Annotated in this window: 18 protein-coding genes; 14 read left to right on the top strand and 4 right to left on the bottom strand. The window is 66.6% G+C overall.

What is annotated here, in order from left to right; genetic code table 11:
• Window positions 1-36: 36 nt before the first annotated feature.
• The 10 genes from AC3WS4_RS02490 to AC3WS4_RS02535 all read left to right on the top strand — a co-directional run bounded on the left by AC3WS4_RS02490 (window position 37) and on the right by AC3WS4_RS02535 (window position 4,808).
• Window positions 37-438 carry a MerC domain-containing protein gene (locus AC3WS4_RS02490; RefSeq protein WP_492739967.1) on the top strand — a complete coding sequence of 134 codons (402 nt, stop codon included), beginning with the start codon at window positions 37-39 and terminating at the stop codon, window positions 436-438.
• A gap of 112 nt (window positions 439-550) precedes the next feature.
• On the top strand, window positions 551-724 hold the full coding sequence (locus AC3WS4_RS02495) for a hypothetical protein (RefSeq protein WP_187141668.1): 174 nt from the start codon (window positions 551-553) through the stop codon (window positions 722-724).
• Between the two features lie 3 nt (window positions 725-727).
• Entirely contained in the window at window positions 728-1,141 is a 414-nt protein-coding gene (locus AC3WS4_RS02500) for a hypothetical protein (RefSeq protein ID WP_492739965.1), read from the top strand.
• Complete coding sequence (locus AC3WS4_RS02505) at window positions 1,138-1,329, top strand: helix-turn-helix transcriptional regulator (RefSeq protein WP_492739964.1); 192 nt, start codon at window positions 1,138-1,140, stop codon at window positions 1,327-1,329. The genes AC3WS4_RS02500 and AC3WS4_RS02505 overlap by 4 nt, the downstream gene beginning before the upstream one ends.
• Before the next feature lie 4 nt (window positions 1,330-1,333).
• Window positions 1,334-2,263: an alpha/beta fold hydrolase gene (locus AC3WS4_RS02510; RefSeq protein WP_492739963.1), complete on the top strand. Its 930-nt coding sequence runs from the start codon at window positions 1,334-1,336 to the stop codon at window positions 2,261-2,263.
• A gap of 214 nt (window positions 2,264-2,477) precedes the next feature.
• Complete coding sequence (locus tag AC3WS4_RS02515) at window positions 2,478-2,732, top strand: DUF6356 family protein (protein WP_058808361.1); 255 nt, start codon at window positions 2,478-2,480, stop codon at window positions 2,730-2,732.
• 5 nt (window positions 2,733-2,737) lie between these two features.
• Window positions 2,738-3,490, top strand: a complete 753-nt coding sequence (locus tag AC3WS4_RS02520; RefSeq protein ID WP_492739961.1) for an alpha/beta hydrolase — start codon at window positions 2,738-2,740, stop codon at window positions 3,488-3,490.
• Between the two features lie 14 nt (window positions 3,491-3,504).
• Entirely contained in the window at window positions 3,505-3,942 is a 438-nt protein-coding gene (locus AC3WS4_RS02525; protein WP_492739960.1) for an acyl-CoA thioesterase, read from the top strand.
• A gap of 9 nt (window positions 3,943-3,951) precedes the next feature.
• Window positions 3,952-4,389, top strand: coding sequence for a VOC family protein (locus AC3WS4_RS02530; protein ID WP_492739959.1), 438 nt, complete (start codon window positions 3,952-3,954; stop codon window positions 4,387-4,389).
• Window positions 4,390-4,397: 8 nt separating this feature from the next.
• The gene (locus tag AC3WS4_RS02535; RefSeq protein ID WP_492739958.1) at window positions 4,398-4,808 is read left to right on the top strand and encodes a VOC family protein; all 411 of its coding nucleotides are present in this window, start codon (window positions 4,398-4,400) and stop codon (window positions 4,806-4,808) included.
• 6 nt (window positions 4,809-4,814) lie between these two features.
• Here the strand turns inward: AC3WS4_RS02535 and AC3WS4_RS02540 are convergent, their stop codons facing one another.
• Window positions 4,815-6,521: a sensor domain-containing diguanylate cyclase gene (locus AC3WS4_RS02540; RefSeq protein WP_492739957.1), complete on the bottom strand. Its 1,707-nt coding sequence runs from the start codon at window positions 6,519-6,521 to the stop codon at window positions 4,815-4,817.
• A 97-nt stretch (window positions 6,522-6,618) separates the two neighbouring features.
• On the opposite strand from AC3WS4_RS02540, the gene gloB reads away from it, so the two are divergent.
• Both gloB and AC3WS4_RS02550 read left to right on the top strand, forming a co-directional pair.
• Window positions 6,619-7,341, top strand: coding sequence for a hydroxyacylglutathione hydrolase (gene gloB / locus AC3WS4_RS02545; RefSeq protein ID WP_492740344.1), 723 nt, complete (start codon window positions 6,619-6,621; stop codon window positions 7,339-7,341).
• 60 nt (window positions 7,342-7,401) lie between these two features.
• The gene (locus AC3WS4_RS02550) at window positions 7,402-7,851 is read left to right on the top strand and encodes a hypothetical protein (protein WP_492739955.1); all 450 of its coding nucleotides are present in this window, start codon (window positions 7,402-7,404) and stop codon (window positions 7,849-7,851) included.
• Between the two features lie 189 nt (window positions 7,852-8,040).
• Here AC3WS4_RS02550 and AC3WS4_RS02555 read toward each other — a convergent pair whose 3' ends face one another.
• From AC3WS4_RS02555 to AC3WS4_RS02565, 3 genes are all read right to left on the bottom strand, one after another.
• Window positions 8,041-9,870 (bottom strand): AMP-dependent synthetase/ligase, encoded by a 1,830-nt coding sequence (locus tag AC3WS4_RS02555; RefSeq protein WP_492739952.1) that lies wholly within the window; start codon window positions 9,868-9,870, stop codon window positions 8,041-8,043.
• 140 nt (window positions 9,871-10,010) lie between these two features.
• Window positions 10,011-11,702, bottom strand: a complete 1,692-nt coding sequence (gene ggt / locus AC3WS4_RS02560) for a gamma-glutamyltransferase (protein ID WP_492739951.1) — start codon at window positions 11,700-11,702, stop codon at window positions 10,011-10,013.
• Window positions 11,703-11,821: 119 nt separating this feature from the next.
• Window positions 11,822-12,892 carry a quinone-dependent dihydroorotate dehydrogenase gene (locus tag AC3WS4_RS02565; RefSeq protein ID WP_492739948.1) on the bottom strand — a complete coding sequence of 357 codons (1,071 nt, stop codon included), beginning with the start codon at window positions 12,890-12,892 and terminating at the stop codon, window positions 11,822-11,824.
• Window positions 12,893-12,972: 80 nt separating this feature from the next.
• Here AC3WS4_RS02565 and AC3WS4_RS02570 point away from each other — a divergent pair, with 80 nt between their 5' ends.
• Entirely contained in the window at window positions 12,973-14,787 is a 1,815-nt protein-coding gene (locus tag AC3WS4_RS02570; protein ID WP_492739947.1) for a DUF885 domain-containing protein, read from the top strand.
• 98 nt (window positions 14,788-14,885) lie between these two features.
• Window positions 14,886-15,773: an AraC family transcriptional regulator gene (locus tag AC3WS4_RS02575; RefSeq protein ID WP_056348935.1), complete on the top strand. Its 888-nt coding sequence runs from the start codon at window positions 14,886-14,888 to the stop codon at window positions 15,771-15,773.
• The last annotated feature ends 194 nt before the right edge of the window (window positions 15,774-15,967 follow it).

The following is a 15,967-nucleotide window of genomic DNA, read 5'->3' on the forward strand; positions in this document are numbered from 1 at the left end:
TATCTAGCGGCACCGACCTCCCGCGAAAGCCGCCTCATGTCCTTTTCCGCCGCGCGCCCGCGCCTCGCCGACCTGATCGGCCTGGCGCTGTCGTCGACCTGTCTGATTCACTGTCTCGCGCTGCCGATGTTGCTCCTCCTGGCTCCCGCGCTCGGCCACTGGATCGCGCTGCCCGAATGGACGCACGCCGCGATCCTGACGCTCGCGCTGCCTGCGGCCTTCGCGGCGATGCGGGCCGGGTGGCGGCGGCACGGTCGCATCGCCCCGCCACTGGCCGCGGCGGCGGGGCTCGGCCTCCTCGCGCTGGGGCTGGCGGCGCACGAAGGCTGGATGGGCTTCGCCGATCCCGCCGCCACCGACCGGCTGCTCACCTCGATCGGTGCGCTCGCGCTGGCCGGCGCGCACCTCGCCAACTGGCGGTTGAGCCATCGCATCTGAACCGGGCTGGCACAGCCCACCCATAGCGACCTTGTCATTATGTCAATGTTACTTGACAAAGACGACTCATGATGTCAATGCTCCTTGACTGAATAACAAGGGAGCTTGACCAATGCCGCAAATGCTTCGTGCCCTGCCCTGGGCCATCGCCATCCTGCTGATCGCGCTCGCCGGGGCGGCGGGGATCGTTCCGGCGGCGACGGCCAATATGCTCGTCACCGTGCTGCCGCTGGTGATGGTCGCGACCCTTGCGGGATCGCGCCACCGCTGCGCCCGGGCGGCCTGAGCCATGGCGATGAATCCCGCGCAGCGCCGCTATATCGGCCGGATGATCCCCGTCTCGATCGCCTATGTCGCCGCGATCTTCGCCGCGAGCGCGATCATCCCCAAGGGCGCGACGGCAACGCCGCTGACCGTCGGCATCGCGCTGGTCCCCGGCCTCGCGATCCTCGGCTTCATCTGGGCGATCGGCCGCTATTTCACCGAGCTGAAGGACGAATATGTCCGGATGCTCGAGGTGCGCAAGGCGCTGGCCGCGACCGGGCTGACGCTCGCGCTGACCGCGACCTGGGGCATATTGGAACTCTATACCGACGTGCCGCGCATTCCGCTGTTCTGGGTCTTTCCCGTCTGGTGCCTCGGCCTCGGTGTCGGCGCGCTGTTCAACCGGCTGACGCTGGGCGACAGCGGGGCCTGTCCGTGAAGAACCGCCTGAAGGTCCTGCGCGCCGAGCGCGACTGGAGCCAGCAGGAGCTTGCCGAGCGGCTGGAGGTGTCGCGCCAGTCGGTCAACGCGATCGAGACCGGCAAATATGACCCCTCGCTCCCCCTCGCCTTTCGCATCGCCGACCTGTTCGGGATGGCCATCGAAGAGATTTTCCAGAGAGATTGATCCCATGAAACATCGCTTTTCCATCGCCGCCCCGTTCATCCTGGGGATCGCGTTGCTCATCAGCGCGCGCGCCGAGGCCGCCGAGGCATGTCCCGCGGGCCTCAACGACGGCAAACGCATCACCGTGCTGATCGAGGGCGAAGGTCCGGATGTCGTGCTGATCCCCGGCCTGTCGAGCCCGCGCGCCGTATGGGACGCGACCGCCGCGCGGCTGAAGGGAAAATACCGCCTGCACCTTGTCCAAATTCGCGGCTTCGGTGACGACGCCGGGGTCAATGCCGAAGGCCCGGTGCTGGACGGCGTGGTGACCGAAGTCGCCGACTATATCGACGATTGCATCACCGATGCCGGGCGCCCGGCACCGGCGATGATCGGCCATTCGATGGGCGGCCTGACCGGGTTGATGGTCGCGGCGCGCGCGCCGCAGGAGGTCGGCAGGCTGATGATCGTCGACGCGGTGCCGTTCATCGGGCTGCTCTTCAATCCCGCCGCGACGGTCGACAGCGTGACGCCGCAGGCCGACCAGATGGCGGCGATGATGCGCGCGCAATATGGCCAGCCCGCGCCGACCGGGCCGGTCGTCGACCCCGGCCCGGCGAGCATGGCGGGCGGTATGTCGAACACGGCGGACGGACGCACCGCGATCGCCGGCTGGATGCGCGAGGCCGACCCGCGCGTCGTGGCGCAGGTCTTTCGCGACGTGATGACCACCGACATGCGCGGCGAACTGGCGGCGGTGAGCGCCCCGGTGACCCTGCTCTATGCGCAGGACGAAAGCCTGATGCCCGCCGGGCAGGCGAAGGCGGCGTTCGAGCCGCAATATGCGGGGCTGGCGCACTTCACGGCGCAGATGGTGCCGGGGAGCCGCCACTTTATCATGCTCGACCAGCCCGAGGCTTTCGCGAAGGCGGTGGAGGGGCTTCTGGGGGAGTAATCGGTCGATCCTCCCTGTGGCGCAGCCATGGGGAGGTGGCAGCGCGAAGCGCTGACGGAGGGGCCATGGCGCTGCCGTCGCGGCCCCTCCACCACTCGCTTCGCGAGCGGTCCCCCTCCCCATCGCTGCGCGACAGGGAGGATTTGGCAGCCCCGCCCTTGCCCCCTTCGCGCGCCGCCGCTAGGGCGACGGGCACGGAAAAGGAGCCTCCCCCATGTTCAAGCGCCTGTTCGTCGACCATCCCAAGAGCGTCGATGAAAATTACATCGAACATTTCGGGGTCGCGTCGAAATTCGGCGTGACGATGATCTGGGGCGGGATGTGTGCGCTGGTCCATGCGGTGGTCCCCGGCTGGTGCATCACCACCGGCAGCGACACGATTTCGCGGCTCAACAAGATCATGGTCGAACAGCGCCGCGCCAAGGGGCAGGCCGTGATGCAGATGAGCACCATCGACTGGGTGATCTGACCGGCGTGACCGGCGCCATCGACTATCTCGACCGCGCGGCACGGCCGCGGCTGGCGTACCGCCATGTCGCGGGTGCGGGCCCGACGATCGTCTTCCTGCCCGGTTACATGTCCGACATGGCGGGCGGCAAGGCGACCGCGCTGTTCGACCGGGCGGCCGCCGAAGGGCGCGCGTGCCTGCTCCTCGACTATGCCGGATGCGGGCTGTCGGACGGGTTGTTCGCCGAACAGACATTGCTCGACTGGCGCGGCGATGTGCTCGACCTGATCGTCGCGAAGGTCGAGGGGCCGGTGATCATCGTCGGATCGTCAATGGGCGGGTGGCTGATGCTGCTGACCGCGCTGGCGCTGACCGCACGCGACGGCGCAAGCCGCGTCGCGGGGCTGGTCGGCATCGCGGCGGCGCCCGATTTCACCGACTGGGGTTTCACCGCGGAAGAGAAAGCGATCATCCTCGCCGAAGGCGAACTGCGCGAAGACACGCCATACGGCGACCAGCCCTATGTCACGACGCGCGGCTTCTGGCAGTCGGGGGAGGCGAACCGCCTGCTCGATGCCGATATCCCCCTCACCTGCCCGGTTCGGCTGCTCCACGGGCAGGAGGATGGCGACGTGCCGCCCGAGATCAGCCTGCGCCTCGCCGCGGCGCTGACCAGCGACGACGTGCAGGTGACGCTCGTCAAGGGCGGCGACCACCGGCTGTCGCGCGACACCGATATCGCGCTGCTGGTCGACACCGTCGCGCGGCTCACTCATTAACCCGAAGGATCATCATGGCTCGCAGCGATTTCAAGTTCAGCGTCAAGAAGCGCGTCCGCTATGCCGAAATCGATGCGCAGGCGGTGGTGTTCAACAGTCGCTACCTCGAATATTTCGACATTGGCATCACCGAATATTGGCGCGCGGCCGGGGTCTATGACCGCTGGCCCGCCAATGACAGCCCCGAATTCCACGTCGCGCGCGCCGAGGTCGACTACAAGGTGCCGATCCTGCTCGACGAGGAGATCGACATTTGCGTGCGCTGTTCGCGCGTCGGACGCAGTTCGATGACCTTCCTGTTCGAACTGCACGGCGCGGGCCGGGACGATTTGCGCGCGACGGGGGTCGAGGTCAGCGTCCATGTCGAGGAAGCGCGCGGCGCGACCGCGCCAGTGCCCGATGCATTCGTATCCCTGTTCGAGACGTTTGAACAAACGTCGCTGCGCGCCTAAGTTCGCGCGATGACCAAATATCTCCACACCATGATCCGCGTCACCGACCCGGATGCGACCGTCGCCTTCTTCAACCTGATCGGGCTGGAGGAGGTGCGCCGCTTCGACAGCGAGGCCGGGCGCTTCACGCTGATCTTCCTCGCCCCGCCGGGACAGGCGGGGGTGGCCGAGGTCGAGCTGACCTACAACTGGCCGCCCGCCGACGGCAGCGCCGCCGAAAGCTATGGCGGCGGGCGCAATTTCGGACATCTAGCGTACCGGGTCGACGATATCTACGCCACCTGCCAGCGGCTGATGGACGCCGGGGTGGCGATCAACCGCCCGCCGCGCGACGGCCATATGGCGTTCGTGCGCTCGCCCGACGGGATTTCGGTCGAACTGCTGCAGGACGGTCATCTGCCGCCGCAGGAACCCTGGGCGTCGATGCCCAACACGGGCGAGTGGTAAGCTGAACCATGCCGGGCCTGTTGATCAATATCGACGTGCCCGACCTTGCCGCCGGCGAAACCTTTTACACCACCGCGCTCGGGCTGACCGTCGGGCGGCGGTTCGATGACGATATCGTCGAACTGCTCGGCAGCGACGCACCGATCTATCTGATCGCCAAGCCTGCGGGATCGGCGATCGGCCCGGTCGGCGGCGCGGGGCGCGACTATGCGCGGCACTGGACCCCGGTGCATCCCGATTTCACCGTCGCCGATCTCGATACCGCCGTCGCGAGGGCATTGGCGGCGGGCGCGATGCAGGAGGGCGAGACGCTGACCCTGCCCTATGGCCGGCAGGCGATGTTCGCCGACCCCTTCGGCCATGGATTCTGCCTGATCGAATTCAACGGCGCGGGCTATGACGCGCTGGCGACGGACTGAACCGCGTCAGGCGGCCGCAGCGCCGATGACGGGCCTATCGGACTGTTGCCAGCGGTCGGTGACCATGCAGTCGCGCCCGCTATGCTTGGCGGCGTAGAGCAACCGGTCCGCCTCGGCGAACAGGCGGTCGAAATCGAGTGCGGCGCCGTCGGTCGAGGACTCGAAGATCAGGAGCCCACCGCTCGCGCTGACCGGATCGGGGATTTGCGGCACGTCGGCGGCGACGCGGCGCGCCAGCGCCTGGCGGCAGCGTTCGGCGGTGCCCGCCGCGTCGGGGCGGTCGATCAACAGGAAAAACTCTTCGCCGCCGATCCGCGCGACGACCCCGCCATGGCCTTCGCGCAGACCCGCGGCGGCGGCGCACAGCACCGCGTCGCCGGCCTGATGGCCGTGGAGGTCGTTGACCGACTTGAAATGATCGATGTCGATCAGCGCTGCGGCGGTGAAGCGGCGTCCGCCGCCGGCGAGCAGGTTTTCGAGCCCGCGCCGGTTGCTCAGTCCGGTCAGCGGATCGGTCTGCGCCGCATCCTCCATCGCGCCGGCGCGCGCCTGCGCCCAGTCGCGCTCGCGGCGCATGATCATGAACCGGTCGGCAACGCCGAGCGCGGTGATCACCAGTTCGAGCGCGATCGCAAGATAGAGCAATTGGTCGAGCCACATCGGCCCGACATAAAGGCCAAGCCCGCGCGCCACGCGTTCGAAGCCGCAGGCGATGATCGGCATCCACGCGATCGTCTGAAACCGCGCCGCGCGGCTGCCGCGCCGCCAGGCACGGGTGAGCACGACGACATAGGTGAGGAGGACCGGGAGGTAACCGGCGAAATAGAGCTTGCTGCCCCATGGCCGCACCCATTCGACCGGCGCCATCGAGACGGCCGCGAACAGCGGCAGCCAGAAGGCGCAGGCGAGCAACGCGCGCCGATCGCCGCGCGTCGTCTTTTCGGGTTCGAGGAAGTTGAGGCAGAACATCGTCGCCGCGAGGATGCCGACGCTGAAACTGATCTGCGACAGATAGCCATAAGCCAGCGCGCTGATCCCCGGCACGACGGCAAAGGCAAGCCCCGACGACAGGCTGGTGTGCAGGATGATGCACACCGCGAGTGTCATGTGCCAGAGCAGGAAACGTTCGCGCAGGACGCGGAAAAAGGCGATATTGAAGACGATCGGCGCGAGCGCGAGGCCGGTGAACAGCGCGATCAGCAGCATCGTCTGGGTCGACCAACCGCCGGTTCCCGCCGGGGCGAGGCGCGCGGTTTTCAGCGTGGTCGGAAAACCGAGGCGGTCGAATGCGACGGCGACCTCGACAGGCGGCGCCGCGCGCTGCGGCAGCGTCAGGTAGAAATCGGGACCCGCGGCGCGATAGGGCATCGCCTGGCTCCCCCGTCGCACGACCGATGCCGTCGACCCGTCGGCGTAGCGGATATGGAGCGCGATGCGATCGAAGCGGCTCGTCCGCGCGTTGAATTCCAGCGGCCCCCGCCCGGCGGCCGCGATCGCGCGGGCATCGAAGAACAGCCAGCTGCGCTGTCCGGCGAGCGACCAGCGATCGGGGCCGCAATCGCGGCGGACGCCCGGCGCCGATACTGTCCCGTAATCGTCCCAAAGGGTCGATTGCAGCGTGCAAGGCGCCGGACCCGACGCGGCGCGCGCCGGGGCCAAGCCCGCCGCCAGCATGACCGCAAAAACCAGAAACGCCAGACGCAGCAAAGACATGACCCCCAATGTCGTTGGCGCAAGGCTATACCCAAGGGCTTGCAACATGGTTAACTTGGCGGTCGACGGCGGGCCGTGGGTCGATTATCCTCGCCCCATGCTCGAAATCGTCCGCATCCCCGTCCTCAGCGACAATTATGTCTGGCTGGTCCACGAACCCCAAAGCAAGGCGACGATGGTCGTCGACCCCGCGGTCGCCGACCCGGTGCTGGAGGCGGCGGCGGCGCGCGGCTGGACGATCACCGACATCTGGAACACCCATTGGCATCCGGATCACACCGGCGGCAACGCCGCGATCAAGGACGCGACCGGTTGCACGATCACCGGCCCGGCCGCCGAGTTCGCGCGCATTCCGACGCTCGATGTGCAAGTGACGGGCGGCGATACCGTCAGGCTGGGCGATGCGGTCGCCGACGTCTGGGACGTGCCGGCGCACACTGCGGGTCATATCGCCTATCATTTCGCCGACGACGCCGCGATCTTCGTCGGGGACACGATGTTCGCGATGGGTTGCGGCCGCCTGTTCGAGGGCACCGCCGAGCAGATGTTCGCCAATATGCAGCAACTTGCGACGCTCGACGACGCGACGCGCGTCTATTGCGCGCACGAATATACGCTGTCGAACGCGCGGTTCGCGGTCACGGTCGAACCCGAAAACGATGCGCTGGCGGCGCGGCTGGCGGCGGTGGAGTCCGCGCGTGCGGCGGGCGAAGCGACGGTGCCGACGACGATCGGCGCCGAGCGCGCGACCAATCCTTTCCTGCGCGCGGCCACCGCCACCGAACTCGGACGGATTCGCGCGCTGAAGGACGCCGCCTGACCGCTTCAGCAACCATTCATCGCCTCGTCCGTAAAGTGTCATAGTCGCAGGAGTGCCGTGATGGCGAAGTTCAACCCGATCCGTGCCGCGGTGCTCTGCGCCGCAATGGCGCCGCTGCTCGCAAGCTGCGCTTCCTCGGACATGGGCGCACCGCGCACCGAAGCGCTGACCCCGAAACAGGCCAAGACACTCGAAAAGCAGCTCGCGGGGAAAATCCCCGGCGACCCCGTACGGTGCCTGTCGAGCAGCGGGACCTATGACACGATCCGCGTGTCCGACAACATTCTGATTTATCGCCAGTCGGGCCGGCTGGTGTACCGCAACGACCTGAAGAGCAGTTGTCCGGGGCTCGGCCGCGACAGCGACATCATGGTCATCCGCCAGTTCGGCAGCTCAACCTGCAGCGGCGATTTCTTTCATCTGGTCGACCGGTCGAGCGGCATTCGCGGTCCGACCTGCGTGCTTGGCGATTTTGTCCCCTATCGCAAACCGGCGGGGGACAAAGGCTGAACCCTTGAGGTTCAGCGACGGGCGGGGTTCCGGTTTGCGCCGAGCTCTTCGGGTCGCACCCCCGCCTGTCATCTGGCAAAAGCCATTCAACAATATCCGTCGCCCCCGCGCAGGCGGGGGCCGCATGAGGTCGACACCCTCGTCGCAGCGTCACGACGACAACGGCCCCCGCCTGCGCGGGGGCGACGGTCAGGCCTTGTACATCGCCGCGATCCGGTCGGCGTAGACTTCGCGCAGTACATGACGGCGGATCTTCATCGACGGGGTCATCTGTTCATTCTCGATCGTGAACGCCTCGTCGGCGAGGTCGAATTTGCGGACCTTTTCGATCACCGACAGCTGGCCGTTGACCCGGTCGACCGCGGCGCGGAGCGCGGCGCGGAATTTTTCATGTTCGCGGAGCAGCGCCATTTCCCTGGGCAGCCCCTCGGCCTCCGCCCATTCGGCGGCCCATTCGGGATCGGGGACGAGCAGCCCGACGAGATGCGGGCGCTTGTCGCCATAGACCATCGCCTGCAGGATTTCGGGCTGGAGCGTCAGCATGCCTTCGACCCGCTGCGGCGCGACATTGTCGCCCTTGTCGTTGACGATCAGGTCCTTCTTGCGATCGGTGATGACGATGCGGCCCTGCGGGTCGATATGGCCGATGTCGCCGGTGTGCAGCCAAGGTCCCTTGTCGGGTTCGGCGGGATCGACGACCAGCACGCGCGCGGTCTCGGGCTTGTTGCGCCAATAGCCTTTCATGACCAGTTCGCCGCGCACCAATATCTCGCCGTCGTCGGCGATGCGGACCTCGGTGTTCATCAGCGGCGGGCCGACGGTGTCCATCTTCAGCCCGACCGACGGGCGGTTGCAGCTGATCACCGGCCCCGCCTCGGTCTGGCCATAGCCCTGGAGCAGGGTTAGCCCGATCGAGTGGAAAAACACCCCGATCTCGGGGTTGAGCGGCGCGCCGCCCGACACGAGCGCCTTCATCCGGCCGCCGAAACGCTGCTGGATCTTGGGGCGGAAGAGTTTGTCGAGGATCAGGTCGACCGGGCGGTCGAGCACGCCCATCCGGCGCTCATAATCCTTTTCGCCGACGCGGATCGCCTGGTTCAGCATCCAGTTGGCGAGCTTGCCCTGTTTTTCGACCGACTTGATCATCCGGGCGCGGATCACCTCGAACAGCCGCGGCACGACGACCATGATCGTCGGGCGCGACTCCTCGATGTTCGAGAGCAGTTTTTCGAGGCCCTCGCTGTAATAGATTTGCGCGCCGACCATGATCGGCAGAAACTGCCCGCCCGAATGTTCATAGGCGTGGCTGAGCGGCAGGAACGAGAGAAACACCTCCTCGTCGCCGATGCCGAAGTCGTTGACGAGCACCTCGGCGGCGCCGGCGGCATTGTGCAGGATCGCGCCATGATGCTGCATCACCCCGCGCGGCGCCCCGCCGGTGCCGCTGGTGTAGATGAGGCAGGCGACATCGTCGCGGGTGACGCCCAGCCCGCGCGCCTTGGTCTCCTCGACATAGGCGGCGCCATTTTCGACCAGCGGCGCCCAGTCATGGACGCGCACATCGCCCTGCTGGCCGACGCGCAGGCTTTCCATGCTGATGACGAGGCTCGCGTCCGAACGCATCACCGCCGGCATCAGCACGCGGGCCAGCTTGGCGGTCGAGACGATCACCGCCTTCGCCCCGCTGTTGTCGAGAATGTGCTGGTGGTCGCGTTCGGTGTTGGTGGTGTAGGTCGGCACGGTGATGCAGCCCGCCGCCATGATGCCAAGGTCGGCGATGCAGAATTCGGGGCGGTTCTCGCTGATCAACACGACACGGTCGCCGTCCTTGAGGCCGAGTTCACGCAAATTGTGCGCGAGTGCCGACACCTGGTTCGCGACCTGCCGCCAGCTCATCGGCTGCCAGGCGCGATCGGCCTTGCGCCACAGAAACGGGTCCTCGCCGCCCTTTTCGGCGCGGTCGAAGAACATCGCGACCAGGCTCGGGAAATGGTCGAGATGGGGGTTTTCCAGCTTCATGCCTCTTGCTCTCCCGGGGAGGTATTCAACAAATAGGGACAGTCCCCATTTAATTTCTTCTGGTTCTTGGCCGTTCTCGGTTGGCCCGAATTAAATAGGGACTGTCCCTATTTATTGGCGCGCCGCGGCTTCTATCATTCCTAGCTCTGCGGCGGAGCGCCGTCGACCGACGACGTGCCGGGGCCGCGCGGATCGGCGGCGCCATGCCATATTTCGCCAACGCGCTGCGCAGCGTTGAGTTTCGATCCGAGGTCGGTGGGGGTGATGGGATAGCCGAAGGGCGCCATCTTGCCGGCGATCGCCTTGCCCGCCGCGTCATTTTCGATCAGCACGCCCTGCTGCCCGAAGAACAGGTTGGGCAGCGCGATCGCATCCTCGGCGCTCAGCCCCCAGTCGAGCACGCCGACCAAAGTCTTGGTGACGTGCATGATGATCCGCTTGCCGCCCGCCGAGCCGACCGCGAGCACGACCTTGCCGTCGGGGCCATAAACGATCGTCGGCGACATCGACGACAGCGGGCGCTTGCCGGCCTGCACGCGGTTCGCCGCGGGCGCGTCGCCGCGCACCGGATTGAGGTCGAAATCGGTGAGCTCGTTGTTGAGGAAAAAGCCGTTGGCGTTGAGGTTGCTGCCGAAGATGCTCTCGATCGTCGAGGTCATCGATGCGACATTGCCGTCCTTGTCGACCGCGACGAAATGCGTCGTGCCCTGTTCGGGAACCGGGCCCGACGGGGTACGCGGCTGCGCGCCGGGCGGGTTGCCCGCCGGATAGGCGACGGCGCGGCCATAGGGCGAGATCAGTTGGCGGCGCTGCGACAGATAGGTCTTGTCGAGCAGGCCGGCGACGGGAACGTCGATGAAATCACCGTCGCCGAGATATGTCTCGCGATCGGCATAAGCGAGCTGCATCGCTTCCGACAGCAGGTGCCAGCTCATCGGATTGTCCTTGCCCATCGCCTTCATGTCCCAGCCCTCGATCATGCCGAGGATGCCGAAGACGGTGGTCGCACCCGACGAGGGCGGCCCCATGCCGCACACTTTGTAGACGCGGTAGGTGGTGCAGACGGCGGGCTTGTCCTGCGCCTTGTAGACCGCGAGGTCCTTGGCGGTGAGCAGCGCGGGGTTGCGGGTCGATTTGGCCACGGCGTCGCTGATCGCCTTGGCATTGGCGCCAGTGTAGAAAACGTCGGGGCCTTTCGCCGCGATCTCGCGCAGCAGCCTGGCATAAGCGGGATTCCTGATCACCGTGCCGACCGGCGCGGGCTTGCCGTCGACATAGTAAAGCGCACGCGCCGCCGGGAAATCCTTCCAGGTATCCTGGAAGCGGTCGAGCCAGCCATAGAGCGCGGGGGTGACCTGGAATCCGTCGTCGGCGAGCTTGATCGCCGGCTGGAACAGCGCCTTCCATTCGAGCTTGCCCCATTTCTTGTGGGTCAGCTCCATCAGGCGGACATTGCCCGGGACGCCGACCGAAAGCCCGCCGGGGATGACGTCGCCATAACCGCGCGACTTGCCGTCGGGACCCATGAAGCGGTCGGGCTTGGCCGAGGCGGGCGCCATTTCGCGGCCGTTGATCGTACCGATCTGGTCGCTCTTCGCGTCATGATAGACGAGGAAGCCGCCGCCGCCGACGCCGCTCGACTGCGGCTCGACGAGGGTGAGCACCAGCATCATCGCCATCGCCGCATCGGCGGCCGAGCCGCCGTCGTGCAATATCTGGCGTCCGGCCTCGGTCGCGCGCGCATCGGCGGACGAGGTCACGCCCTGCGCCGCGGCGAGCGAGGGAAGCGTTGTCAGGAAAAGGGCGAAGGCGGCGAAGAGTCTCTTGTTCATGCGCGGGACATTGGCGCGGGGGGAAGGATGGCGCAACCCCATCCCTATTCCTCTCCGTCGCGAAGCAATGCCGAGGGGTTATGACGCCGGCGTTGCCGACCCCTTCCCCATCCACTTGCTCAGTCGCCCGCCCCGACCGCGTCGGCGACGCGGGTGAAGCCGTCGCGCACCGCCAGATCCTCGAGTCCGCGCGCGATCCGCGCCGCGAGGCCGGGGCCGGCGAAGACCATCGCCGAATAGATTTGCACCAGACTCGCGCCGGCACGAATGCGCGCCCAGGCCTGTTCGGCCGTCGCGATGCCGCCGACGCCGATCAGCGGGATCGCGCCGCCGCTCGCGGTGCGAAAATCCTTGAGCCGCTGGAGCGCGAGGTCGTGGAGCGGGGCGCCCGACAGCCCGCCTGCCTCGGTCGCATACCGCGACCGCAGCGCAGGCCGCGCGATGGTGGTGTTCGACACGATCAGCGCCGCCAGTCCCTTGTCGAGCGCGACGGTCACCAGATCGTCGATGTCGGCGGGTTCGAGGTCGGGCGCGACCTTGAGGAAAACGGGTTTCGCGGCGCCCGTGGGCTGCGCGGCGTTGACCGCGTCGAGCAGCGCTTCGAGCGCGCCCTTATCCTGCAGCGCGCGGAGGCCCGGGGTGTTGGGCGAACTGATATTGACGGTCAGATAATCGGCGAGCGGCGCCATCGCGGCGGTGCCCTTGGCATAGTCGGCGATGCGATCGGCGCTGTCCTTGTTCGCGCCGATGTTGATGCCGAGCGGCACCGCGATACCGCAGGCGCGCAGCTTTTCGATGCGCGTCGCCGCCGCGGCCTGCCCGCCGTTGTTGAACCCCATGCGGTTGATCACGGCGCCGTCCTCGACCAGCCGGAACAGGCGCGGACGCGGATTACCCTCCTGCGGCAGCGGGGTCAGCGTGCCGACCTCGACGAAGCCGAAGCCGAAGCGCGGCATCACCGCGGCGGCGCGGGCATCTTTGTCGAAGCCGGGGGCGAGACCGACCGGGTTCGGGAATGTCAGCCCTGCGACCTCGACCCGCAGGATCGGGCTGGTCAGCGCGCTGCGCGCGCGTGGCAGCGGTTCGAGCGCGGCGAGGGTCAGGTTGTGCGCGGCCTCGCCGTCGGTCGCATGGACGATCGGGCGGACGAGCGCATAGGCGGCATCGGTGAGCGAGGCGAAGAGCGACATGACCCGCCATTGCGCCGCACCGGCCCCTATGGCAAGCCCCTGTCCGACCAGCAAAGTCCAACGAAAAGCCGGAGAAAATCGTGTCGCATCCCCGTATTCTTGCCTGCCTGTCCACCTCGCTGTTCGCGATCGCTCTCGTGGGCTGCGCGCCGACGGTTGCCGAGCAAGCGCCCGCGACGGTGGCCGCGCCCGCCGATATCGCGCCGGCGGGCGCCAACCTGGCCGAATTCTTCGACAAATATGACGCGGCGCAACTGTCGTTGTCGCCTGAGACCAAGGCGCGGCGCGGGGTGCGCGACGGCGATTATGGCGCATGGGACGATGTCAGCGACGAAGCCGCGGTCGCTCGCTTCAAGCTGCAGACCGCGACCGCCGAGGCGATGCGCGGCAGTTTCGATCCCAAGGCGCTGACCGCCGATGAGGCGCTGTCGTTCGAGCTGTTCAACGCGCAGGCGGCGCGCGCCGAACGCTTGTTCCCATTCCGCGACCATGGCTATATCTTCGACCAGATGAACGGCGCGCAGAGCCAGATGCCGGCGTTCCTGATCAACATCCACCGCGTCGCCAATGTCGCCGAGGCCGAGGCCTATATCAGCCGCATTCGCGGCATGGGTCCGATCCTCGACGCGCTGTCGGCGCAGTCGGCGGAGCGCGCCGCGAAAGGCTTTGCGCCACCGAAATGGGTCTATCCCTATGTCATTTCGGACATCGCCAACCTGACCAGGGCCGACAATGCGGTGATCGAGGACATCAGCGCGAAGGTGAACAAGCTGGACATCGATGCCGCCGAAAAGACGCGGCTGATCGCCGCCGCCAGGGCCGCCTGGGCCGAGAGCGCCGGCCCGGCCTATATGCGCCTCTCGGCCGAGATGGCGCGCCAGCAGACGTCGGCGCCGACACAGGACGGCGTGTGGCGCATGCCCGGCGGCAAGGCCTATTATGAGGCTTTGCTCGCCAATTATACGACGACCGACATGACCGCGGCGCAGATCCACGACCTCGGCCTGTCCGAAGTTGCGCGCATCCATGGCGAGATGAAGAAGATCATGGTCCAGGTCGGGTTCAAGGGCACGCTGAACCAGTTTTTCGACCATTTGCGCACCAGCCCGCAATATTATCACACGACGCGCGAGGCCTATCTGGCCGATGTCGACGCGCATGTGAAGGCGATGGAGGCGCGGCTGCCCGCCTTCTTCAACACCCTCCCCAAATCGGCGCTGCAGGTGAAGGCCGTCGAGGCTTTCCGCGAGAAGTCCGCGGGCAAGGCGTTCTACTCGTCGCCCGCCCCCGACGGCTCGCGGCCGGGCATCTATTATGTCAACCTCTACGACCTGCGCGACATGCCCAAGACCGAGCTCGAGGCGCTCGCCTATCATGAGGGCGTGCCGGGGCATCATCTGCAACGCGCGGTGCAGACCGAGCTCACCGGCCTCCCGCCCTTTCGCCGCTTCGGCGGTTTCACCGCCTATACCGAGGGCTGGGGCCTTTATTCGGAGGAACTGGCCAAGGACATGGGTTTCTACACCGATCCCTATGCCGATTTCGGGCGGCTGGGCATGGAGCTGTGGCGCGCGACGCGGCTCGTCGTTGACACCGGCATCCACGACAAGCGCTGGAGCCGCGAACAGGCGATCCAGTATCTGAAGGACAATACCCCCAACCCGCAGGGCGATATCGAAAAGGCGATCGAGCGCTATGTCGTCTATCCGGGACAGGCGACCGCCTACCTCATTGGCAAGCTCAAGATCATGGAGCTGCGCAGCCGCGCGCAGGCGGCGCTCGGCGACAAGTTCGATTTCCGCACCTTCCACGACGTCGTCCTCGAATCGGGTCCGGTGCCGCTCGATGTGCTCGAACGCCGCGTCGATGCGTGGATCGCGACCCAAAAGAATTAATGCTGGCGATTTGCGGGCTTGACGCAGGGCGCCGAAAGGCAAATGACTTGACCTAGTTAAACAGGCGGCGATGCAGCCGCCGGGGGTCGGGTCTCGTCATGACGGAAGCTTCATCCACGCCCACAGGCGCGGACGGCGAAACGCCGTTCGAACTGCAATATTTCCCGCCCGATCCCGATCTGGCGGAAATGGTGTCGAGCTTTTATTTCGTCCGCGTCGATTTGCCCTTGTTCGACGAAAGCGAGCGCGCAGACCGTCCGCAATTCCGCATCATGGACGTGCCCAAGGGCGAATATATCTTTCCCGACGGTTATCGCTTTCCGGCCGGGCGCGCGACGATCATCGGCCCAACAAGCGGCAGCGTGCAGGCGCTCGCCCCCGGACCGCTGCGCATGTACGGATTCGGACTGATGCCCGCCGGCTGGGCGACGCTGATGGGGGCGCACGCCGACAAGCTGACCGACCGCGCGATCGACGCCGCCGACCTGTTCGGCGACTGGATCGAGGAGGTGGTCGATGCGATCGGCAACGCCGCCGACACCGCCGAACGGCTGGTGATCGGCAATAATTTCGTCCGCGAAATCCTGAAGAAGAGCGAGGCGGCGCCCGTATGGTTCACGCGCACCGTCGACGAATGGCTGACCGCGTCGCCATCGCCGCAGGTGCCCGAACTGGTGGAAGCCACGGGCATGTCGATCCGCTCGGTCGAACGGATGACCAAGCATTATTACGGCCTGTCGCCGCGGATGCTGGCGCGCAAATATCGCGCGGTGCGTGCGGCATCGGCGTTGGCGCGCGGCGAAAAGCTCGACGATGCCGCGCTGGGTGACGCCTTTTACGATCAGTCGCACCTGATCCGCGAGATCAAACGCTTCGCCGGCGCGACGCCGGGCCAGCTTTCCAAGCCCTCGCCCTATACCGAGGCGACGGCGAAGGGCCGCAAGCAAATGGCGGGCAAGGTCAGCCCGATGGTTTCGGATACCTGACACTCACCGTCATTGCGAGCGTAGCGAAGCAATCTCCGGCCCTCGTCCTTGCACAAGGTCGAGGGCTGGAGATTGCCGCGTCGCCTCCGGCTCCTTGCAATGACGACACAGCTGCGGGACTCGCCAAATCCCGGATTAACCACCAAAAATCCCGCGCCCTGTCGTTTTGGCGTTTCCGTACAATCGCGAATCGG

The sequence above is a fragment of the Sphingopyxis sp. EU05-FHT14B03 genome, assembly GCF_058790875.1.